We start from the raw sequence: 20958 nt of genomic DNA on the forward strand, positions 1-20958 counted from the left end.
CTCAGGAAGGTGCGGGGCCGTCGTCGTACGAGGGGCGTCAGCGGAAATGCCCTCCCTGGCCGTGGTGCGTCAGCGAAAACGCCGAGCCCGCGCGTGTTGCGTCAGCGAAAGCGCAGGGGGTGGGGGCGGGTCAGAGGTTGCCGGTGGCGATCATCAGCATGCGGCGCAGCGGCTCGGCGGCGCCCCACAGCAGCTGGTCGCCCACGGTGAAGGCAGAGAGGTACTCCGGGCCCATCTTCATCTTGCGCAGGCGCCCGACGGGGATCTGCAGGGTGCCGGAGGCGGCCACGGGGGTGAGGTCCCGCATGGTGGCCTCCTTCTCGTTCGGCACCACCTGCGCCCACTCGGTGCCGTTCGCCACGATCTCGGCGATCTCGTCGATCGGCACGTCGCGGGTGAGCTTGAGGGTGAGGGCCTGGGAGTGGGAGCGCATGGCGCCCACGCGCACGCACAGCGAGTCGAACGGGATGCGGTCCGCCCCGGTCAGGCCGAGGACCTTGTTGGTCTCGTCGTAGGCCTTCTGCTCCTCACGGGACACCCCGTTCCCGAGGTCCGCGTCGATCCACGGGATGAGGGAGCCGCCCAGCGGCACCCCGAACCGGGTGGTGTCCAGGCCGCCGAGCTGCAGCTCGGTGACCTTGCGGTCGATCTCGAGGATGGCGGAGGAGGGGTCGGCGAGCTCGTCGGCCACCACGCCGCCCAGGGCGGCGTACTGGGTGAGCAGCTCGCGCATGTGCTGGGCGCCGCCGCCGGAGGCCGCCTGGTAGGTCATGGCGGTGCCCCACTCCACGAGGCCCTCCCGGAACAGCCCGCCCAGGCCCATGAGCATGCAGGACACGGTGCAGTTGCCGCCGATGAAGTCCTTCGTCCCGTCGGCCAGGGCGGCGTCGATCACGGAGCGGTTCACCGGGTCCAGCACGATCATGGAGGAGTCCTCCATGCGCAGGGTGGAGGCGGCGTCAATCCAGATCCCGTCCCAGCCTGCCGCCCGCAGCCGGGGATACACGTCCTTGGTGTAGTCCCCGCCCTGCGCGGTCACGATGATCGGCAGGGTCTTCAGCACGTCCACGTCGTGGGCGTCCTGGAGGGTGCCGGGGTCCCCGACCATGCCCTCGAAGGTGGGCGCGGGCCCGCCCGCGGCCGAGGTGGAGAAGAACACGGGCCGGATGCGGGCGAAATCGCCCTCCTCGGCCATGCGCTGCATGAGGACGGAGCCCACCATGCCGCGCCAGCCCACGATGCCCACGGTGGGCACGGCGGCCGGGTCGGCGACGGTCACGGCGGCAGAGGAGATGTCGGTCATGCCCTCAGGCTACCGGCCGCCGTTCACCGGTCGCGGGACCGCTTCCGCCGGTTCCAGGTGATGAGACCGCCCACCGCGAACAGCTGGGTGAGCACGAGGAGGAACACCAGCCCCGCCACGACCTTCCCCTGCAGCACGAGGATCAGGCCCAGCACGGCGCACGCGAACGCGAGCACGGGGAAGGCCACGAGCGCCAGGAACGTCACCGCCTGCGGGGTGAGCAGTCCGGCGCCGCCCGTCCTGCTGGCACCCGTGGTCCCCGCCGTGTCCTGGTCGTCCCTGCTCATCCGTCCCTCTCCCAGCGCTCGAAGCGGTGCCGCAGGCCGTTCGCGGCGGTGTGCCAGCCGTCCGGCTCCGGGTCCGCCCGGGTCAGTCGCCAGCGGGCATCCAGGGCGGGGGCGTGCGTGTCGCCGTCGGCGTCGGTGTCGATCACGGTCACCTCGGCGAGCGTGGCCACGTCGAGGGCCTGCTCGTACAGCGTGGCGCCGCCGATCACCCACACCAGGTCGAGGCCGTCGGCCTCGTCGGCGGCGGCCAGGGCGGCGCCGAAGTCCGGGACGACGACGGCGCCCGCCGTCCGCGCGTCGTGCGGGTCCTCCTCGGCGGTCGCGGCGAGGGTGCGGGAGACCACGATGTTGGTCCGCCCGGGCAGGGGCCGGAACCGCGCGGGGAAGGACTCCCACGTGCGGCGGCCCATGATCACGGGGTGGCCGAGGGTGCGCTCCTTGAAGTGGGCGAGGTCCTCGGGCAGGTGCCAGGGCATGGTCCCGTCCCGGCCGATCACCCGGTCCGGGGTCTGCGCCCAGATCATGCCGATGATCTGGCGCGGGGCGTCGTCGCGGGCGCCCATCAGACGGCCACCGGGGCCGGGATCGCGGGGTGGTGGCGGTAGTCGATCAGCTCGATGTCCTCGTAGGCGTAGTCGACGAGGCTCCCCGGCCGGCGCGTCAGGCGCAGCCGGGGGTACGGGAACGGCTCCCGGGAGAGCTGCTCGCGCACCTGGTCCTCGTGGTTGGCGTAGATGTGGCAGTCGCCGCCGGTCCAGACCAGCTCGCCGGGGAGCAGGCCGGTCTGCTCGGCCACCATCACCGTCAGCAGCGCGTAGGAGGCGATGTTGAACGGCACCCCGAGGAACAGGTCCGCCGAGCGCTGGTAGAGCTGGCAGGACAGGCGCCCGGGGCCGCCGTCGGGGTCCGGCGTGACGTGGAACTGGAACAGTGCATGGCACGGGGGCAGGGCCATCTCGTCCAGCTCGGCGGGGTTCCACGCACTCACGATGTGCCGGCGGGAGTGCGGGGAGGTGCGCAGCGACTCGAGGACCTTCGCGATCTGGTCGATGCTGCCGCCGTCGGGGGTGGGCCACGAGCGCCACTGCACGCCGTAGACGGGGCCGAGCTCGCCGTCCTCGTCCGCCCACTCGTCCCAGATGCTCACGCCGCGCTCCTGGAGCCAGCGCACGTTGGACTCGCCGCGCAGGAACCACAGCAGCTCGAGCGCCACCGACCTGAAGTGCACGCGCTTGGTGGTGATCAGCGGGAAGGACTCGGCCAGGTCGAACCGCAGCTGCCGGCCGAACACGCTGCGCGTGCCGGTGCCGGTGCGGTCCGCGGTCACGGCCCCGTGGGCCAGGACGTCGGCCAGGAGGTCCTCGTAGGGGGTCGGGATGCTCACCCGGCCACTCTAGCGACGCGCGAGGAGCACCACGACGACGACGGCGCCCGCCCTCGGCGGTCGGCGCGGCGGCGTGCCTGCGGCGGCGCCCCGGCGTCGCCTCGCTCAGCCGAGGTCCTCCCGGACGGCGGCGCGGATGCGCTCGGCGTCCCAGCCGGCCGCCAGCGCGGCGCGCACGGCCTGGCCGAGGGCGGCCCGCACCTGGTCCGCGGCGGGGGAGGGCGGCGCGTCCGCCACCCGGGTACCCCGCCCGCGCACGGTCCGCACGACGCCGGCCGCCTCCAGCTCCCGGTAGGCGCGCGCCACCGTGCCCGGTGCGATGCCGAGGTCCAGCGCGAGCGCTCGCACCGAGGGCAGGGGCGCCCCGGGGGCCAGCCGCCCGGCCTGGACGAGGGCCGTCACGCCGGCGCGGATCTGCTCGAACGGCGGGACGGGGGAGCGCAGGTCGACCTCGAGCCCCGGTTCGCGCGCCGCGTCGGGGGAGCCGGCGCTCATGCGCGGACCCCCTCGGCGTCCGGGTCCCCCGCCGCCCCCTGCGGCCCTGGATGCAGGACGGCGAGCGCCGGAGGCCGCCAGAGCAGGAGGCCGGAGGCGACGGCGACCGTCGCGACCGTCAGCGCGGTCCCCACCCCCTGGAGCAGCCCCGCTTCGAGGGGCAGCGCCGCCGCGTGGTCCGGGGTGAACCGGGCGAGCATGTCGCGGCCCTCGCGGATGGTGGCGTACGCGTTCCACGCTCCGAGGACGAGCAGCCATCCCATCCACGCGCCGGTGCGCAGGATGCGGTGCGCGGCCACCGCGCGCACGGCCCTGTCCTGCTCGGGCGTCAGCCCCTCGAGGGCCCGGCGCCGGGCCACGGCGGCGAGGCAGAGGGCCACGGCGGCGGCCGCCGCCGCCCAGGCCAGGGCGAACCACGGCAGCAGCTCGACGCCGGCGGCGGTGGCCCGGTGGAGGAGGAGCGCGTCCGGCTCCGTGCCCCACTGCTCCGGCGGGGCCATGATCATCGGCACGCTCGGCTGGAGGGCCAGGAGGGCCAGGGCCGCCGCCAGCACCGCCGTGACGGCTACGGCGGCGAGCAGGGGCCCGCGGGGCGTCACGGCGCCGGTGGAGCGCGGGGTCAGCCCTGCGCGACGGACCGCCCCGCGCGGGGCCGGGAACGTCCGCTGGGCGACCACGTGCACGGCCGCCACGAGCGTGGGGGAGAGCAGGACCAGCAGCCATGCGCCCCACCCGGGGGAGAGGACGACGGGCGAGGCCAGCCAACCGCCGGCGAGGACCTGGGGGTCCGCGTCCGGCGCGGCGGGGAGGGTGGTGCCGGCCAGCTGTCCGAGGTCGCCGAGGAGGACGGTGCAGCACAGGGCCGCTGCCGCGGTGACCGTGCCGTGGACCCGCACGGCCCGCAGGACGTCGGGGGACGGGCCGCCCACACCGCGGATCACCGCGTAGACGGCGAGCACGGCCACGGCCGCGGAGAGTAGGAGGATGACGAGCAGACCGGTCATGCGGGCCTCCCTGGGGAGCGGGGTCGGGCACCTCCCGACGTGTGTCACCGTATCAACACGCTGATACGGTTGACCAGGGGCACTTTCACCCCTCCCACGCCCTCTCCACGGCCTCGAGCACGCGCCGCCGGTCCCACCCGGCTCCGCGCGCCAGGGCCACGGCGCGATCCACCGCGGCGGCCACCTCGTCGGCGCCCACGGCCGGGGGCGTCGGCGCCACCACGGTCCCGCGGCGCCCGGCGGTCACCACGACGCCGTCCCCCTCCAGCTCCCTGTAGGCCCGTGCCACGGTGCCGGCGGCCAGGCCCAGGTCCGCGGCCAGCGCGCGGACCGGGGGCAGGCGGGTGCCGGGGGCCAGGACGCCCTGGGCCACCCGGTCCGCGATCTGCGCGCGCAGCTGCTCGAACGGGGGCACGGGCGAGCGCAGGTCGACCTCGAGGGCGGTCTCCTCAGCGGCGCTCACGCGTCCGGCTCCTCTCCAGGGCTCCGGCCGGTGCGCGGGTCCACGGACAGGCCGGGCAGGAAGGCCAGGATCAGGCCCAGGGCGGTCAGGGCCCACGGCTGCCCCCAGGTCATGTCCCCCGCCCATGCCGGGGATCCGGCGGCCGCCACGCGGGCGTGGTGCAGGAGGGGCCAGGCCTGGCCGGCGGCGGCGATCACGGCGCCGGTGCCGAGGGCGAGGAACCGGTCCGCGGCGGAGCCTCGCAGCAGCGCGTCCTCCACCGCGTCGGCCCGGGTGAGCGGCCCGCGTCGGCCCGCCCAGTGCGCCCCCGCGAGCGCGACCAGCATCAGCAGGACCGCTCCCACGAGCAGGGCGGTCGCGGCCGCCGCGTCCACTCCGCGCGCCTGGACGTGGCCGACGACCAGCGGGAGCTGACGGTGGGCGATCCATGCGGCCGTCGGCAGGACCGCGACGACGGCGAGCACCAGCAGGACACGTCGCCATCCGGACGCCGCCGGCAGACCGGGACCGGCGGGGCCGGGGGCCGCGTGCTGTCGGCGCACCTGCGCCTCGGCCACCGCCAGCACGGCCATGCCCAGCAGGAACGGCCCGGCGGCGGCCAGCACGGACGCCGTGGTCCGTGCCGCCGCATCGTCGCCCACCTGGGGGACGAAGCTCGCCGCGGAGGACGCCAGGACGCTCAGCAGCGTGAGGGAGAGGGCCGTCATGCCCGCCCGGTCCCGCAGTGCCCGTACGGCCCGCGCCGTGCCCGCCGCCGCGGACGGCGGGGGCGTCCAGGGGCGGCCGTCGGTGTCCTCGACGCCGGGGGCCGCGGCCAGGACGGCCAGCGAGGGGGAGCGCCACAGCGCGGCCGCCGTCAGCGTCACCAGGAGCAGGGCCACGGCGGGGACCGCCAGGGAGGAGACCGGCGTGGTGAAGGCGGCGAGCTCCTGGGCCGTCTCCGGCCACCGCTGACCCGTGGGGTCGAGTGCATGGCCGTGGGCGGTGCGGGCCAGCCGGTCCCACGTCCACGGGAGGCTCAGGGCGATGCCGACGACGGCCACCAGGGCGGTCCGCAGGATCCGGTTGACCGCCACCCGTCGCACGGCCAGGTCCGTTGCCGGGTGCACGCCCGCCAGGACGGGTCGGCGCAGCACCGTCCGGACGGCGAGCGCAGTCGCCACCACCCAGCCGAGCAGGAGCACCGCGAGGAGGCCGGCGACCGCCGTGCTCGACTGGGCGCCGTCGACGGCCACCACCTGGCTCTGCCACTCGGGCGTCCCGGTGGGGAGCACCCGTCCGGCCTGGGCGACGTCCACGTCCATCGTGATGCGGCGGGCGGGAGTGGCCGAGAGGTCGGCCGCCCCCAGGGCCAGCGCCGGGAACAGGGACGCCGGGTCCGGCGCCGGCAGCTGGTCCATCCCCGTCACCCGGGTGACGGTCGGGTCGAGGACCACCACGCCGGGCCCGTCGGGCGCCGCCTGGTCGGGGCCGGCGTCGATCACGCCGTCCGGCATGCGTCCCGCGGACCAGCTCACCAGGAGGGCGACGAGTGCCACCACGAGGCCGTGCACACGCGCCGACCACACGGGGCTGGCTCCGCGCGGGGTCCAGGCGAACCAGCGCAGCAGGCCGTAGAGGAGGGCGAGTCCCAGCCCGAGGGGCAGGAGCAGGACGAGGGCTTCGAGGGGACCGACGCTGAGCATGATGGCGCCTCCGGGTACGGGGACGCCGACGGCGTCCGCTGCGCCGAATGTATCGCCAGCTCAGTACAAAAGGAAGAGGCCTCTCACAGCCCGCCCCCGGAGGCGCCTCAGAGTTCGCGCACCATGTCCTGGTACTCGGGGTAGCGCCGCACGTAGTCCTCCACGTAGGAGCACTCGGGGGAGACCTTCTCCCCCTCCGCCCGCAGCCGGTCCAGCACGATCGTCACGAGGGCGCGGGCGTAGCCCTGGCGGCTGTGGGCCTCGTCGATGATGGTGTGCTGCAGGCGGACCACGGTCTCGTCCTCGCCGCCGTCGGCCGCGGGCACCTCGTCCTGGGTGTAGCCGAGGAAGCCGATGAACCGGCCGTCCTGGCGCATCTCGAACCGGCCGCGGTCGGGGTCGCGGGTCACGGCGAGGCGCTCGTGGACGATCTTCTCGGGCTGCTGCGTCGATGCGGTGTCCATGGCCCGAGCCTAGGCGCGGGCCCGCGCGGGCTCAACGCCCGCGCGTCCCTCCGCGGGTTCTGTCGGACGTCAGTCGTCCCAGGGGTCGTAGACCTCCACGGCCACCACTGCGCCGTCCGCGTCGAGTCCCTGGTGGAGCACCAGCACCCCTCCGGGCCGCAGGTGGGGGTCCTCGCGGGGCAGGGCCCGCAGCACGTCCCCGGCCGGCCGGGCGGCCCACCCGTCGATCTCGGTCAGCAGCGCGGGGATCACCGGCCGGTGCACGCACACCACGAGGGGCTGGCGGCGGCCGAGGAGGTCGCGCATGGCGCGCCGGGTCTTCTTGGGCTTCTCCCGCGCCGCGGTCTCGGTGAACGCGGACTTGGTCTTCAGCGGCAGGCGCGTGGCCTTCACCACCGGCGCCAGCGTCTCCACGCACCGCCGCCAGGGGGAGGACACCAGGCGCTCCGGCGCCCACACGGCCACGAGGTCGCGGACGGCCAGCGCCTGACGCCGGCCCGTGGCGGCCAGGGGCCGCTGCTGCTCGGCCCGCGACCACGAGGACCGGGGCTTGGCCTTCGCGTGGCGTAGCACCAGCAGGGGGGTGGTCCGCAGCCGGCCGCGGCGGTGCAGGTCCTCCAGCACGTCCAGGGGCTCGACGTCGGTCGCGTTCGTCAGCAGCCGCCGCGCCCGGTCCGGAGACACCCAGCGGACCTCGTCCACCTCGTCCCCGTCCGGCGTCGCGCGCCGCGCGCCCGCCTCGGCGGCCCAGTACCAGACCTCCTTGGACACCTCGCCCTTGCCCTTGCGGGCGAGCACGGAGTACGAGGTCACCGCGAGGGGGACGCCGGGCCGCAGGTCGAGGCGGACCTCCTCGGCCAGCTCGCGCACCGCGCACTCGGGCAGCGTCTCCCCGGGGTCGAGCTTGCCCTTGGGCCACGACCAGTCGTCGTAGCGCGGGCGGTGGATCACCATCACCTCGAGCCCGTCGGCGCCCTGCCGCCACGGCAGCATGCCGGCGGCGAGGACCTCGGCGGCGGGGCCGGCCACGGCGCGGGCGTGCGTGGACCAGGCGGCCGTGCGGTCGGGCGAGTCGGTGGACATCAGGGGACGGTTCCTCCAGCGCGGGTCCCGGCCGACGCCGGGGATGGGCCCGACCAGGATATAGGGGACGGGCGCCCCCGCCCCGCCCCCGCCGGGTCAGCGGGCGGCGGGGCGGTGCTGGACGTCCGCGGCGGCGAGCACGAAGCCCAGGGACTCGTACAGCCGCACGGCCGGGACGTTGTCCGCGTCCACGTACAGGTCGACGCCGGCCACGGACCGCCCCGCCATGTGGTGCAGGCCGGCCAGCGTGAGCGCGCGCCCCAGCCCCCGCCCCCGGGCGGCCGGGGACACCCCGACGGCGTACACCTCGCCCTCCGCCTCCCCGGCGGGACCGGGCTCCACCTTGGTCCAGTGGTAGCCCAGGGCCGTGCCGTCCGCGTCCTCCGCCAGCAGCAGCCCGGGCGCGGAGAACCAGTCCTGGGCCATGCGGTCCGCCAGGTCGGTCCGGGTCAGCGAGCCCTGCTCGGGGTGGTCGGCGAAGGCCGCGGCGTTGAGCTCCAGCCACGTGTCCTCGTCCCTCCCCGGGGCGAACGGGCGGACGCGCACCCCCTCCGGCAGTGCGGTCGGCGGCAGGGCGGCGAGCCCCGCCGCGTCGATCCGCATCCGCCGCAGCTCACGGGCGGGCTCCAGCCCGTGCCGGCGGGCGAGCACTGCCGCGCCGGGCAGGTCGCCGTGCGCCCAGGCGCTCGTGTCCGCCTCCTCCCCGCGCTCGCGGACGGCCCGCTCGGCCGCCGCGGCCAGGGCGCCGCCGAGCCCGGCACGGCGGTGCGCCGGGTCCACGGCCAGCTCCACGACGCCGGGCCCGTCCTCGGCAGCCTCGGGCACCAGGACGGCGGCGCCCGTCAGCGCCCCGTCGGCGTCGCGGGTGACGCCCCACCAGCGCTGTCTGCCGCGGGCCAGCACGGCGCGGGTCTGGTCGTTCAGCGGCGGGTGCCCGTCGGCCTCCCGGACGCGGTCGGCGAGGGCCAGGACGGCGTCGGCCTCCTCGGGGCGGGGGGTGTGCACGGCGGGGGAGACGGTGGTGTCGGACATGCCGCCAGCCTAGGTGTCGGCCCCCGTCGCGGTCTCGTCCTCGCCCCGCGGGGCGAACCGGTAGCCGACGTTGCGCACCGTCACGATCAGCTGCTCGTGGTCCGCGCCGAGCTTGGCGCGCAGGCGTCGCACATGCACGTCCACGGTGCGGGTGCCCCCGAAGTAGTCGTAGCCCCACACCTCCTGCAGCAGCTGCTCGCGCGTGAAGACGCGCCCGGGGCTCTGCACCAGGTGCTTGAGCAGCTCGAACTCGCGGAAGGTGAGGTTGAGCGAGCGCCCGTCCACCTGCGCGCGGTAGCCGGCCGCGTCCACCTCGAGGCCGCCCGCGGCCAGGGGCTGCTCGTCCCCGCCCGCCCCGGGACCGGTGCCGGGGGTGCGCAGGAGCCGGATGCGCGCGTCCACCTCGGCGGGCCCGGCGGTGACGAGCACGACGTCGGCCAGGGACCACTCCGGGCCGACCGCCGTCAGCGCCCCCTCCGTCAGCACGGCCAGGACGGGGGTCTGCGGGCACAGGGCCGCCACGTCCCGGGCCAGCGTGCGCGCGTCGGCCAGGGCCGCCGTCGCGTCCAGGAGGACGCCGTCGCAGTCGGGGTGGGCGGGGACCAGGGCGGCGCGGGGCTCCGCCACGCGCACCTCATGGGTGAGCAGGTCCAGGGCCGGGAGGACCTCCACGGCGCGGGCGGCGCGGGTGAGCATGAGCAGTCGGCCCATGTCGCTCCTCTCGCCGGCCCCGGGCACGGGGTCCTCCCGCGGGGCGTCGTCGGCGAGCATAGCGACGCACGCGCCCCCGGACCCCGCCGCGAACGGGGATGACGACGTCGGCCCGCCGCTGCCCCGTCCGGACCTCCCGTCGGGCGGTCAGGGACGGCGCACCCGCGGAGCCGGCCGCGGTCTTTGGCAGGATGGGGGCCGTGATGCGTCTGACCATGGCCCTGAGCGCCGCCCTCGCCGCCCTCGTGCTCGGCGGCGCCGCGCTGCTGGGCCCCGTCCCCGCCGCCGCGGCCGTCGTGGCGGTGATCGCCGTCATCGCCTGGGGCTGGCCCCGGCAGATGGGCGCGCCGGCCCGGGTGTCCCTGAGCGTCACCATGTTCGTCGCCGGAGTGCTCGGCGTCGTCGTGATGCTCGCCTGGCCCCGCGGCGGCGAGGGCCTGCGGCAGTCGTGGCAGCTGTTCGAGCCCCTGGCCGTCCTGCTGGCGTGGGGCACCATGGCCGCCTTCGTCGTGCAGCTCGTGCGCGGCACGGGCCGCCCGCTGCGCCTCGAGTCCACGGTCGCCACCATGGGCGGTGTCCTGCTGTGCCTGTCCGCCGCGTCCTGGGTGCCCCTGGCCGGCTACGCCGAGGTGCCGCGCGTGGCGGGCCTGGCCGTGACCCTCGCGCTCGCGGTGGCCGGGACCTCCCTCGTCGGGCTCACCCCCTGGATGCAGGGTCGGCCGCGCGTGCTGGCCCTCGTGATGATCCCCGCCAGCGGCGTCGTCGCCTGGCTGGTCTCAATGCTGGTGGGGGCGTCCCCCGCGGCGGCCCCGGTGCACGTGCTGGCCGCCCTGGGCGCGGCCACCCTCGTGGCGCTGACCGCCTCGACGGCGCCCACCAGCCGGCCCCGCCCCGAGGACCGCCCCGTGGGCACCACCCTGCGCCCGCGACGCGCCGGCTACGCCCTCGCGATGGCGCCGGTCGGCGCGGCCGGCATCGTGGGGCACGTCATGCTCGGCTTCCTGGCCTGACCAGGCGCCGCCCGACGGGTAGGATGCGGGCCATGGACTCCCTTGTTGCTCTCGAGATCTTCTTCCTCTGCCTCGTCGTCCTCGCCGGCATCGGCATGGCGGCCGTCGCGGCCGTCGTCATCGGCGGCCTCTTCAAGGGCCAGCGCTGAGCAGCGCGGCCCCACGGGGCCGCGCCGTGATCACCCATGGCCACTGAACTCCCGTACGACCTCACCCCTGAGCTCGCCCCGCTGTCCTGGCTGATCGGCAGCTGGGAGGGCCAGGGCCGTCTCGGCGACGGCACCGAGGGCACCGAGATCTTCTACCAGCGCGTCGACGTCGTGGAGCACGGGCTGCCCTTCCTGGAGTACCGCGCCGAGTCCTGGCTCTGCGAGGCGGACGGCACCCTGCTGCGCCCGCTCACGGTCGAGTCGGGCTTCTGGCAGGTGGACCGGCCCCGGCAGGACGGCGACGTCGGCCCCGGCATGGTCCCCGCCGGCATCGTGCCCGCCTACCGCTCCGCGGAGGACGTCGAGGGGCTGCGCGACCAGGACGACGCGTTCCGCATCACGGCCACGATCGCCCACCCCGGCTCCCTCGCCGAGCTCTACTACGGCCGCATCAAGGGTCCCCAGCTGCAGCTCGTGGCGGACTCCCTGCTGCGCGGCTCGGCCGCCGGGCCGTACGAGCGCGCCACGCGGATGGCTGGCCTGGTGAACGGGCAGCTGTTCTGGCGGTGGGACTCCTCGCCCGCCGAGTCCGGCCCGCTGGACGTGCACGCCTCGGCCATCCTGGACCGCATGCCGGACCCGTCGGAGGGGCGGCTCGCCCCCGGCGCGCCCCGTCCCCGGGGGGAGCGCGGGCAGAGCCCGGAGCAGTCGGCGTGACGGCCGGCCGCAGCCCCCTGCTGGAGGGGTCCCTCGCCGCCGAGGGCGGTCCCGCCCACGGCGCCGTGGAGGCCGAGGGCCAGGACGCCGGCGTCGCCGCCCACTACGGGCGCCCGCTTCCCGAGCAGCGTGCCCTCGCCCGCGGCCGGGCCCTCGTGGACCTGTCCTCGCGCACCGTCGTCTCGGTCTCCGGCCCAGACCGGCTGGGCTGGCTGCACACGCTGACCAGCCAGCACCTCGAGGGCCGACCGGCCGGCACCAACACCGAGACCCTCTTCCTGGACGCCAACGGGCGTATTGAGGCCGCCGTCCACCTACTGGAGGACGGTGCCGCCACGTGGCTGATCGCCGACGCCGCCCACGGCGCCACGCTCGTGTCCTGGCTGCGATCCATGGTGTTCTCCCACCGGGTGACGCTGCGGGACCACTCCGGCGCGGTCGCCGTCGTCGGCGCCACGGCCCCCGTGCCGGGCTGGGAGGACCGCACCGTCTGGGTGGACCCGTGGCCGCAGGTCGACGCCGGCGGCTGGGCGTACACCGCCGACCCCGACCCCGCCGCGCACCCCGGAGCCGACTGGTCCTGGCGGGAGTACCTGGTCACGCGCGCGGACCTCGCGGAGACCGCGGCGCGCCTGGGCGAGGGGGAGCTGGCCGGGTGGAGCCTGGCCGGCGCACTCGCCGCCGAGGCGCTGCGGATCGAGGCCGGCCGGCCCCGTCCCGCCGTCGACGGGGACGAGCGCGTCATCCCCCACGAGCTGGACCTCCTGCGCACCGCTGTGCACCTCGAGAAGGGCTGCTACCGCGGGCAGGAGACCGTGGCGCGGGTCCACAACCTCGGGCGTCCGCCGCGCCGGCTGACCCGGCTGCTGCTGGACGGGTCCTCCCACGCCCTGCCGGCCCCCGGCGCGGCCGTGATCGTGCGCCCCGAGCCGGACACCGCCGAGGCGCGGGGCCGTGCGCGGGCTGTCGGGACGGTCACGAGCGCCGCCCAGCACCACGAGGCCGGGGCCGTGGCCCTGGCCCTGCTCAAGCGGGCCGTCCCCGTGGAGGCGGAGCTCCTCGTCCGGGAGGAGGCCGCGAGCGGCGGCGAGCCGGAGTGGATCGCCGCCGCGCAGGAGCCGCTGGTCTCGCCGGACGCCGGCCAGGTGGTCGGCAGGCCCCGCGGGCTCTCCCGACGCGCCTGAGCGCCCGGCCGGGCCGCGGCTCAGCGACCGAAGAGCACCTTCGCCTCGTCGTACCGGGCGGTCGGGACGGACTTCAGCCCCTTGAGGGCCGCGCTCATCGGGATGGTGATGATGTCGGTGCCGCGCACGGCCACCATCTGACCCCACCGGCGCTGGGCGGCGAGGTCCACGGCCCCCATGCCGAAGCGGGTGGAGAGCACCCGGTCGGTGGCGGTCGGGGCGCCGCCGCGCTGGATGTGACCCAGGACGGTGCTGCGGGTCTCGATGCCGGTCATGGCCTCGATCTCGTGGGTCACCCACTCGCCGATCCCGCCCAGCCGCGGGCGCCCGGACGCCTCCACGCCCGCCTCGGACAGCGGGTCGTCGTGGCCCTCGGGGATGAAGCCCTCGGCCACCACCACCAGCGGGGAGCGGCCCTTCTCATGCACCTGGGATACCCACTCGGCGACCTGCTCCATGGGCGTGCGGACCTCGGGGATGAGGATCGCATGGGCGCCGGCGGCCATGCCGGAGTGCAGGGCGATCCACCCGACGTGGCGCCCCATGACCTCGGCGACCATGCAGCGGTGGTGCGACTCGCCCGTGGTGCGCAGCCGGTCCATCGAGTCGGTGGCGATCTGCACGGCGGTGTCGAAGCCGAACGTGTAGTCCGTGCCCTGCAGGTCGTTGTCGATCGTCTTCGGCACGCCGACCACCGGCAGGCCGTCCTGCGCCAGCCGGTTCGCCCCCGCGAGGGTGCCCTCGCCGCCGATGGCGATAACGGCGTCGATCCCCAGCTCCCGGAGGTTGCGGGCCATGTTCTCGGGGCCGCCGCCGGCGGAGTCGTAGGGGTGGGTGCGGGAGGTGCCGAGGATGGTGCCGCCGGTGCGGGCGAGGCCGCGCACGCGGGTGCGGGGCAGGTCCTCGACGTCCTTCTCGATGATCCCGGCCCAGCCGTTGCGGATGCCCACCATCTCCATGTCATGGGTCTTGATGCCGTGCAGCACGGCCGCCCGGATCACGGCGTTCAGGCCGGGGCAGTCGCCTCCTGAGGTGAGCAGTCCGACGCGCATGGGTGTTCCTCCTGGTCCGGGTGCGGGGGAGGGCGGCCGACGGCCGCCCGCATCCCACCCTAGCCAGGCCGGGCGCGGGGCCGTCAGGACTCGCACGCCCCGGCACCTCGGCTCACTCAGAGAGCAGCGCGCGGATGCGCTCCACGCCCTCCGCCAGATCGTCGTCGCCGAGGGCGTAGGACAGCCTCAGGTAGCCGGAGGGGCCGAAGGCCTCGCCCGGGACGACGGCCACCTCGGCCTGCTCGAGGATGAAGGCGGCGAGCTCGGCGGAGGTGGCCGGGACCACCCCGCCGCGGTAGGTGCGGCCCAGCGCCTCGCGCACGTCCACGTACGCGTAGAAGGCGCCCTCCGGCGTCGGGCAGGAGAAGCCGGGCACGGCGTCCATGGCGGCGACCATCGCCTTCCGGCGGCGGTCGAAGGCGGTCTTCATCTCCTCCACCGCGTCCAGGGGGCCGGCGACGGCGGCCAGCGCCGCCCGCTGGGACACGTTGGCCACGTTCGAAGTGGCGTGGGACTGCAGGTTGGTGGCGGCCTTGATCACGTCGACGGGCCCGGCCATCCACCCCACGCGCCAGCCGGTCATGGCGTAGGTCTTGGCCACGCCGTTGAGGATGACGGCCTGCTCGGCCAGCTCCGGCACGGCCTTGACGATCGAGGTGAACGGCATGCCGTCGTAGGTGAGGTGCTCGTAGATCTCGTCGGTGACCACCCAGAGGCCGTGCTCGAGGGCCCACTCGCCGATGGCGCGGGTCTCCTCCGGGGAGTACACGGCGCCGGTCGGGTTGGACGGGGAGACGAACAGCAGCACCTTGGTGCGCTCCGTGCGGGCGGCCTCGAGCTGCTCCACGCCCACCTTGTACCCGGTCTCGGGCCCCGCGAACACGTCGACGGGCGTCCCGCCGGCCAGCCGGATGGCCTCCGGGTAGGTGGTCCAGAACGGGGAGGGGACGAGCACCTCGTCCTGCGGGTCCAGGAGCGCGGCGAAGGTGTTGTAGACGGCCTGCTTGCCGCCGTTGGTCACCAGGACCTGGGCGGCCTCGAGTGACACCCCGGAGTCCCGGAGGGTCTTGGCGGCGATCGCCTCACGCAGCTCGGGCAGGCCGGCGGCGGGGGAGTAGCGGTGGTTGCGGGGGTCGCGGGCGGCCTCGACGGCGGCCTCCACGATGTAGTCCGGGGTGGGGAAGTCGGGCTCGCCGGCCCCGAAGCCGATCACGGGCCGGCCGGCCGCCTTGAGAGCCTTGGCCTTGGCGTCGACGGCGAGGGTCGCCGAGGGGGCGATGGCGGAGAGCCGGGCGGACACGCGGTGGGCGGGGGCAGCCATGGGGACCTACTTCGTCAGGGGGGCGGACTGGCGCGCGGGCGGCGGACGCCCGCGCGCTCCAGCCTACTGAGCGGGGACGGGGCGGACGACTGCCCGGCGTCGCCGTGACGGGCGGCCCTGCGGCGGGCACGGAGCCGTGTTCGACATCGGCGGCGGGGATGCCGTATCCTGGATCCTCGGTACCGCGGGATCGGTCCCGGGCGCGTCCCGGACGGATCGGCGGACACCTAGGGTAGTGGCGCAATTGGTAGCGCAGCGGTCTCCAAAACCGCAGGTTGCAGGTTCGAGTCCTGTCTGCCCTGCTCGGTGCCGGACCTGTCGGGTCCGGCACTGGACGTGCAGAGCGTTCCGGCGATCCGATCGAGTGAGGCCACGTGACTGAGATGGCGGCGAGCCACGGGAGCTCGACTCCTGAGCCCGAGTCCCAGCGGCGTGGACCGTTCGGTCGGATCGTGCTGTTCCTGCGCCAGGTGATCGACGAGCTCCGCAAGGTGGTCACGCCCACCAGCGAGGAGCTGATCCGCATGACCGGCGTCGTACTCGCCTTCGTGACCGTCATGATCCTCCTGGTCATGGGTCTGGACTGGGTGTTCGGCACCCTCGCCGGCCTGCTGTTCGGCGCGGGTCCGGCCTGAGCGGCCCGGCCGGCGGGAGCGGCGGCGCCGCACGTCCCCATCGGCCCGCCCCGGGCCGTCCGCACCCCGTCAGCAGAAAGCAGGAAGTCGTGTCCGAGCAGGAACTGGATCGTCAGGACGTCGAGGAGTCGGCTGACACCACCACCGTGCAGGAGGCCGACCTCGCCATCGCCGAGGGTCACACCGAGGCCGTGACGGCCGAGGACGCGGAGGAGCGCCTCGAGGAGGCCCTCGCCGACGCCGTGCAGGACGAGGACGCCCCGGCCGCTGAGGAGGCCGCCGCCGTCGACGCCGGCGAGGAGCTGCGCACCCGTCTGCGCCGCCAGCCCGGCGACTGGTACGTGGTCCACACCTACGCCGGCTACGAGAAGCGCGTGAAGACCAACCTCGAGGCCCGCATCCAGACCCAGGACATGGAGGACGCGATCTACGAGATCGAGGTCCCCATGGAGGAGGTCGTGGAGATCAAGAACACCACGCGCAAGATCGTCAGCCGCGTCCGCATCCCCGGCTACGTGCTCGTGCGCATGGACCTCGACGACGCCTCGTGGGGCGTCGTGCGCCACACCTCCGGCGTCACCGGCTTCGTGGGCAACGACGCCCACCACCCGCAGCCGCTCACGCTCGACGAGGTCTACGACATGCTCGCCCCGTCCGTGATCCAGCAGGCCGCCCGCGAGGCGGAGAAGGCCGGTCTGGCCCCGCAGGCCACCGCCGAGTCCGGTGCGGCGTCCGCCCCGGCCATCCACGTGGACTTCGAGGTCGGCGAGTCCGTCACGGTCAACGACGGCCCGTTCGAGACGCTCCCCGCCACGATCTCCGAGATCAAGCCGGAGGCCCAGCAGCTGGTGGTGCTCGTCTCGATCTTCGAGCGCGAGACCCCCGTGACCCTGTCCTTCAACCAGGTGACCAAGGTCATCTGAGGACGCCCAGTCTTCCGCCTCCCGCCGGCCGCCTGCCGGCAGGGGAGCGGTCCCGGCCGCCGCGCCACGGCGGCCACCGCCCCCGGTGCGCTCCTGCGCCGCGGGTCCCCCAGTGAGAGAAGGATCCACCCATGGCTCCCAAGAAGAAGGTCGCCGGTCTGATCAAGCTTCAGATCCAGGCCGGCGCGGCCAACCCGGCCCCGCCCATCGGCCCGGCCCTCGGCCAGCACGGCGTGAACATCATGGAGTTCTGCAAGGCCTACAACGCCGCCACCGAGTCGCAGCGCGGCAACGTGATCCCGGTCGAGATCACCGTGTACGAGGACCGCTCGTTCACGTTCATCACCAAGACCCCGCCGGCCGTCGAGCTCATCAAGAAGGCCGCCGGCGTCCAGAAGGGCTCCGCCACCCCGCACACCGCCAAGGTCGGCTCCCTGACCCAGGCCCAGTGCGAGGAGATCGCGCAGTCCAAGATGGAGGACCTGAACGCCAACGACGTGAAGGCCGCTGCGAAGATCATCGCCGGCACCGCCCGCTCCATGGGCATCACCGTCGAGGGCTGACGCCCACCCCCACCCCCTTCCAGTGGCAGGGCCGAGCGCGGCCCGAGAGACCACGACTGCACAAGGAGAACAGAGCAGATGGCACAGCGCAGCAAGGCATACAAGGCGGCCAAGGCCGCGATCGGGGACACGCTGTACTCCCCGTCCGAGGCGATCACCCTCGCCAAGGAGACCAACCCCTCGAAGACCGACGCCACCGTGGAGGTCGCCCTCCGCCTGTCGGTCGACCCCCGCAAGGCCGACCAGATGGTGCGCGGCTCCGTGAGCCTGCCCCACGGCACCGGCAAGACCGCCCGCGTGGTCGTGTTCGCCACCGGTGAGCGCGCCGAGGCCGCCCGCGCGGCCGGCGCCGACGTGGTGGGCGACGACGACCTGATCGCGAAGATCTCGGAGGGCTGGGTGGACTTCGACGCCGCCGTGGCCTCCCCGGAGCTCATGGGCAAGGTCGGCCGGCTGGGCAAGGTGCTCGGCCCCCGCAACCTGATGCCGAACCCCAAGACCGGTACCGTGACCCCGGACGTGGCCAAGGCCGTGGCCGACATCAAGGGCGGCAAGATCGACTTCCGCGTCGACAAGCACTCCAACCTGCACTTCATCATCGGCAAGACCTCCTTCGAGGCCAAGCAGCTGATCGAGAACTACGCCGCCGCGCTGGAGGAGGTGCTTCGTCTGAAGCCTGCCTCCTCCAAGGGCCGCTACATCTCCAAGGCCACCGTGGCCACCACCTTCGGCCCGGGCGTCTCCATGGACCCCAACGCCGTGGCCCCCAAGGGCGACGAGGCCTGAGCCCCGTCTGAGCCCGCGGTCGCCTGACCGTCGACGACGGCCGGTCGCCTCCCGCACGGGAGGGGCCGGCCGTCGTCGCGGTTGCGGGAGCAGCCGGGGGGAGGGTATGCTGGGCGGACCGAAGACCGCCGGTCGCGGTGATCCATGCCCTCGGGCCCGGACCATCGCCGAAGGCCCTCCCGACGGAGGCGGCCCGCGCAGGTGATGCTGAGCCCCCATGCGGCCGACCTCCTCTGGACGGCCATGTCATGTCGCGCCCCGTGCACCTGCACGGGGCGTTTCTCTTTCCCGTGGGTCGGGCGGTCCCCCCGAACCACCGAGAGGAGTGCCATGGCGACGTCCGCGAAGGAGTCGGCGGTGGCCGAGCTGGCGGACCTGTTCCGCAGCTCGAGCGCCGCTGTTCTGACGGAATACCGTGGCCTGACGGTGTCCGAGCTCAAGCAGCTCCGTGACTCCCTCCGTCAGGATGCGACCTACGCTGTGGCGAAGAACACGCTCGCCGAGATCGCCGCGAAGGACGCCGGCGTGGAGGGCCTCGAGGCCCACCTCGCCGGTCCCACCGCGATCGCGTTCGTGACCGGTGACCCGGTCAGCGTCGCGAAGGCGCTGCGTGACTTCGCCAAGGACCACGACAAGCTCGTGCTCAAGGGCGGCTACATGGATGGCCAGCCCCTGGACGAGGCCGGCATCAAGCAGCTCGCGGACCTCGAGTCCCGCGAGGTGCTGCTGGCCAAGTTCGCCGGCGCGATGAAGGGCAGCATGTCCAAGGCCGCCGCCCTGTTCCAGGCCCCGCTGTCCAAGACCGCCCGCACGGTCGAGGCCCTCCGGGCCCAGCAGGACCAGGCTGCCTGACGCAGCTACCGGGCTGCCCGGCCCACCACTCACCCACGTACGACACGTAAAGGAGCCATCATGGCCAAGCTGACCACCGAAGAGCTGCTCGCCGCGTTCGAGGAGCTGACCCTCATCGAGCTGTCCGAGTTCATCAAGGCGTTCGAGGAGAAGTTCGACGTCACCGCCGCCGCCCCCGTGGCGATGGCCGCTGCCGGCGCCCCCGCCGGCGGTGCTGCCGAGGCCGCCGAGGAGAAGGACGAGTTCGACGTCATCCTCGAGGCCGCTGGCGACAAGAAGATCGGCGTCATCAAGGAGGTGCGCGCCCTGACCTCCCTCGGTCTGAAGGAGGCCAAGGACCTCGTCGACGGCGCCCCCAAGCCGGTCCTCGAGGGCGTCAACAAGGAGACCGCCGAGAAGGCCAAGGAGCAGCTCGAGGGCGCCGGCGCGACCATCACCCTGAAGTGATGCGCGCGGCCTGAGCCGCACCCTTCGTCCACGACCCCCGTCCCGCCTCGGCGGCACGGGGGTCGTGGCACGTCCGCCCGCCCCCAGCCAGGAAGGTCCGTGATGTCCTCCGCCGAGCGCCTCCCCTCCGCCTCGCCGCGCTCCGCCGGCCGCCTGCAGGCCCTCGACGCCACCCGGCTGGCGGCGGCCCTGGCCGTGATGCTGTACCACTGGACCGCCTGGCACCACCGGGAGTGGGGCGGCGGGGACACGGTAGCCCTGGAGGTGTGGCCGGTGCTCGGCCGGCTGTCGAGCCTCGGCTCCCTGGGCGTCCAGCTGTTCTTCATGGTGTCCGGGCTCGTCATCCTGCTCTCGGCGCTGGGACGCAGCCCCGCCCGCTACCTCGGCTCCCGCGTGGGCCGCCTCTACCCCGCGTACTGGGTCGCGGTGCTGCTGGCGGGCCTCCTCCTGTTCGTGATCTGGCCCGAGGCGGGGGAGGGGCGCAGCCCCGTGCAGATCCTCACCAACCTCACGATGCTCCAGGGTGGACTCGGGGGAGGGCAGCCCCACCTGGACGGGGTCTACTGGACCCTCTGGATCGAGGTGAAGTTCTACGCCACGGTCCTCGTGCTGCTGCTGCTGGGGTGGACCACGCCCGACCGGCTGCTCGCCTTCGCCGTCCTCTGGCCCGTCCTCGGCACCGCGCTCTGGTGGGCGGCCCGGGGGCATGCCCAGGCGGCGACGGCCGTCTCGACCTGGCTCTTCCCGGAGTACTCGGCGCTGTTCGCCGTCGGCATCGCGCTGTTCCTGGTCCATCGGCACGGGGGCACTCCGGCGCGGTGGGCCACGGTGGCCGTGACCGCCGCGCTGGCCGTCGGCTGGAGCACGCGGATCCAGGTGCGGGAGACCCTCGGCACCACGGGCCTGGCGGTGCCCACGTGGGCGGTGGCCGGCGTGGTGACGGCGATGGTGGCCTGGGTGGCGTTCGCCACCGTGGGCCCGGCGGCCGGATGGCGGGTGCCCGGCGCGGCCACGGCCGGCGCCCTGACCTACCCCCTGTACCTCCACCACCAGCTGTGGGGCTGGTGGCTCATCGGACGGCTGACGCCCGTGCTCGGACCCCGGCCCACCCTGGCGGTGGCGCTCGTGGTGGTGCTCGGGTGGTCATGGGTGGTGCACCGGTGGGTGGAGCGCCCGCTGGGGCCGCGCCTGCGCGACGGCGCCACGCGCCTGTTCGAACGGGTGCCCGGACTGGGGGAGGAGCCGGCGCGGCCCGGGGGCCCGGACGCCGCGGTCCGCCCCGCCTGACGGGGCCGGTGGACACAGGCTGAGGCCCGGGTTAGGATGACTCTTTGCACCTCCCCTGTCCCAGCGTGCCCGGAAACGGGTGCTGCGGGAGGGATCGCGCGGCCTTCATATAGCGGTGGGC

The 20958-nt window shown here is 74.7% G+C and carries 24 protein-coding genes and 1 tRNA gene; 11 read left to right on the forward strand and 14 right to left on the reverse strand.

What is annotated here, in order from left to right:
* Window positions 1-130: 130 nt before the first annotated feature.
* From asd to Q4D18_RS04335, 12 genes are all read right to left on the reverse strand, one after another.
* Window positions 131-1303 (reverse strand): aspartate-semialdehyde dehydrogenase, encoded by a 1173-nt coding sequence (gene asd / locus Q4D18_RS04280; protein WP_303126127.1) that lies wholly within the window; start codon window positions 1301-1303, stop codon window positions 131-133.
* 23 nt (window positions 1304-1326) lie between these two features.
* A complete protein-coding gene (locus Q4D18_RS04285; RefSeq protein WP_303126128.1) occupies window positions 1327-1590 on the reverse strand; it encodes an NF038396 family protein in 264 nt (87 codons plus the stop codon).
* Entirely contained in the window at window positions 1587-2153 is a 567-nt protein-coding gene (locus Q4D18_RS04290; protein ID WP_303126130.1) for a dihydrofolate reductase, read from the reverse strand. Before Q4D18_RS04290 ends, Q4D18_RS04285 begins: the two co-directional genes overlap by 4 nt.
* Window positions 2153-2974: a thymidylate synthase gene (locus Q4D18_RS04295; RefSeq protein ID WP_303126131.1), complete on the reverse strand. Its 822-nt coding sequence runs from the start codon at window positions 2972-2974 to the stop codon at window positions 2153-2155. The genes Q4D18_RS04290 and Q4D18_RS04295 overlap by 1 nt, the downstream gene beginning before the upstream one ends.
* Window positions 2975-3079: 105 nt before the next feature.
* On the reverse strand, window positions 3080-3469 hold the full coding sequence (locus Q4D18_RS04300) for a GntR family transcriptional regulator (RefSeq protein WP_303126132.1): 390 nt from the start codon (window positions 3467-3469) through the stop codon (window positions 3080-3082).
* Window positions 3466-4473, reverse strand: a complete 1008-nt coding sequence (locus tag Q4D18_RS04305) for a hypothetical protein (protein WP_303126133.1) — start codon at window positions 4471-4473, stop codon at window positions 3466-3468. The genes Q4D18_RS04300 and Q4D18_RS04305 overlap by 4 nt, the downstream gene beginning before the upstream one ends.
* Before the next feature lie 85 nt (window positions 4474-4558).
* Complete coding sequence (locus Q4D18_RS04310; RefSeq protein ID WP_303126135.1) at window positions 4559-4936, reverse strand: GntR family transcriptional regulator; 378 nt, start codon at window positions 4934-4936, stop codon at window positions 4559-4561.
* Window positions 4933-6621, reverse strand: a complete 1689-nt coding sequence (locus Q4D18_RS04315; protein ID WP_303126136.1) for a hypothetical protein — start codon at window positions 6619-6621, stop codon at window positions 4933-4935. The genes Q4D18_RS04310 and Q4D18_RS04315 overlap by 4 nt, the downstream gene beginning before the upstream one ends.
* Before the next feature lie 107 nt (window positions 6622-6728).
* On the reverse strand, window positions 6729-7085 hold the full coding sequence (locus Q4D18_RS04320; protein ID WP_303126137.1) for a GNAT family N-acetyltransferase: 357 nt from the start codon (window positions 7083-7085) through the stop codon (window positions 6729-6731).
* A 69-nt stretch (window positions 7086-7154) separates the two neighbouring features.
* Window positions 7155-8168, reverse strand: coding sequence for an NUDIX hydrolase (locus Q4D18_RS04325; protein ID WP_303126139.1), 1014 nt, complete (start codon window positions 8166-8168; stop codon window positions 7155-7157).
* Between the two features lie 96 nt (window positions 8169-8264).
* Window positions 8265-9200 (reverse strand): mycothiol synthase, encoded by a 936-nt coding sequence (gene mshD, locus Q4D18_RS04330; RefSeq protein WP_303126140.1) that lies wholly within the window; start codon window positions 9198-9200, stop codon window positions 8265-8267.
* 9 nt (window positions 9201-9209) lie between these two features.
* Complete coding sequence (locus Q4D18_RS04335; RefSeq protein WP_303126141.1) at window positions 9210-9911, reverse strand: winged helix-turn-helix domain-containing protein; 702 nt, start codon at window positions 9909-9911, stop codon at window positions 9210-9212.
* Window positions 9912-10114: 203 nt separating this feature from the next.
* On the opposite strand from Q4D18_RS04335, the gene Q4D18_RS04340 reads away from it, so the two are divergent.
* The 3 genes from Q4D18_RS04340 (at window position 10115) to Q4D18_RS04350 (ending at window position 12971) form a co-directional block, all read left to right on the forward strand.
* Entirely contained in the window at window positions 10115-10921 is an 807-nt protein-coding gene (locus Q4D18_RS04340) for a hypothetical protein (protein WP_303126159.1), read from the forward strand.
* Between the two features lie 185 nt (window positions 10922-11106).
* Window positions 11107-11787 carry an FABP family protein gene (locus tag Q4D18_RS04345; RefSeq protein ID WP_303126142.1) on the forward strand — a complete coding sequence of 227 codons (681 nt, stop codon included), beginning with the start codon at window positions 11107-11109 and terminating at the stop codon, window positions 11785-11787.
* Window positions 11784-12971, forward strand: a complete 1188-nt coding sequence (locus Q4D18_RS04350) for a folate-binding protein YgfZ (protein ID WP_303126143.1) — start codon at window positions 11784-11786, stop codon at window positions 12969-12971. Before Q4D18_RS04345 ends, Q4D18_RS04350 begins: the two co-directional genes overlap by 4 nt.
* Before the next feature lie 20 nt (window positions 12972-12991).
* On the opposite strand, the gene Q4D18_RS04355 is transcribed toward Q4D18_RS04350, so the two are convergent.
* Both Q4D18_RS04355 and Q4D18_RS04360 read right to left on the reverse strand, forming a co-directional pair.
* On the reverse strand, window positions 12992-14023 hold the full coding sequence (locus tag Q4D18_RS04355; RefSeq protein ID WP_303126144.1) for a 6-phosphofructokinase: 1032 nt from the start codon (window positions 14021-14023) through the stop codon (window positions 12992-12994).
* A gap of 112 nt (window positions 14024-14135) precedes the next feature.
* Window positions 14136-15344 (reverse strand): pyridoxal phosphate-dependent aminotransferase, encoded by a 1209-nt coding sequence (locus tag Q4D18_RS04360; protein ID WP_303126146.1) that lies wholly within the window; start codon window positions 15342-15344, stop codon window positions 14136-14138.
* 229 nt (window positions 15345-15573) lie between these two features.
* On the opposite strand from Q4D18_RS04360, the gene Q4D18_RS04365 reads away from it, so the two are divergent.
* From Q4D18_RS04365 to Q4D18_RS04400, 8 genes are all read left to right on the forward strand, one after another.
* Window positions 15574-15646 (forward strand) — tRNA-Trp (locus Q4D18_RS04365).
* Between the two features lie 81 nt (window positions 15647-15727).
* Window positions 15728-15979, forward strand: coding sequence for a preprotein translocase subunit SecE (gene secE / locus Q4D18_RS04370; protein WP_303126161.1), 252 nt, complete (start codon window positions 15728-15730; stop codon window positions 15977-15979).
* An 89-nt stretch (window positions 15980-16068) separates the two neighbouring features.
* Complete coding sequence (gene nusG, locus Q4D18_RS04375) at window positions 16069-16902, forward strand: transcription termination/antitermination protein NusG (RefSeq protein ID WP_303126147.1); 834 nt, start codon at window positions 16069-16071, stop codon at window positions 16900-16902.
* A 131-nt stretch (window positions 16903-17033) separates the two neighbouring features.
* Complete coding sequence (gene rplK / locus Q4D18_RS04380) at window positions 17034-17465, forward strand: 50S ribosomal protein L11 (RefSeq protein WP_303126148.1); 432 nt, start codon at window positions 17034-17036, stop codon at window positions 17463-17465.
* A gap of 78 nt (window positions 17466-17543) precedes the next feature.
* The gene (rplA, locus tag Q4D18_RS04385) at window positions 17544-18251 is read left to right on the forward strand and encodes a 50S ribosomal protein L1 (RefSeq protein WP_303126149.1); all 708 of its coding nucleotides are present in this window, start codon (window positions 17544-17546) and stop codon (window positions 18249-18251) included.
* 330 nt (window positions 18252-18581) lie between these two features.
* A complete protein-coding gene (rplJ, locus tag Q4D18_RS04390) occupies window positions 18582-19103 on the forward strand; it encodes a 50S ribosomal protein L10 (RefSeq protein WP_303126150.1) in 522 nt (173 codons plus the stop codon).
* Window positions 19104-19163: 60 nt separating this feature from the next.
* Window positions 19164-19550 carry a 50S ribosomal protein L7/L12 gene (gene rplL, locus Q4D18_RS04395; protein ID WP_303126151.1) on the forward strand — a complete coding sequence of 129 codons (387 nt, stop codon included), beginning with the start codon at window positions 19164-19166 and terminating at the stop codon, window positions 19548-19550.
* Between the two features lie 102 nt (window positions 19551-19652).
* A complete protein-coding gene (locus Q4D18_RS04400; protein ID WP_303126152.1) occupies window positions 19653-20837 on the forward strand; it encodes an acyltransferase in 1185 nt (394 codons plus the stop codon).
* Window positions 20838-20958: the final 121 nt, after the last annotated feature.

It is taken from the genome of Micrococcus sp. (genome assembly GCF_030523875.1).
Classification (GTDB): Bacteria; Actinomycetota; Actinomycetes; order Actinomycetales; family Micrococcaceae; genus Micrococcus.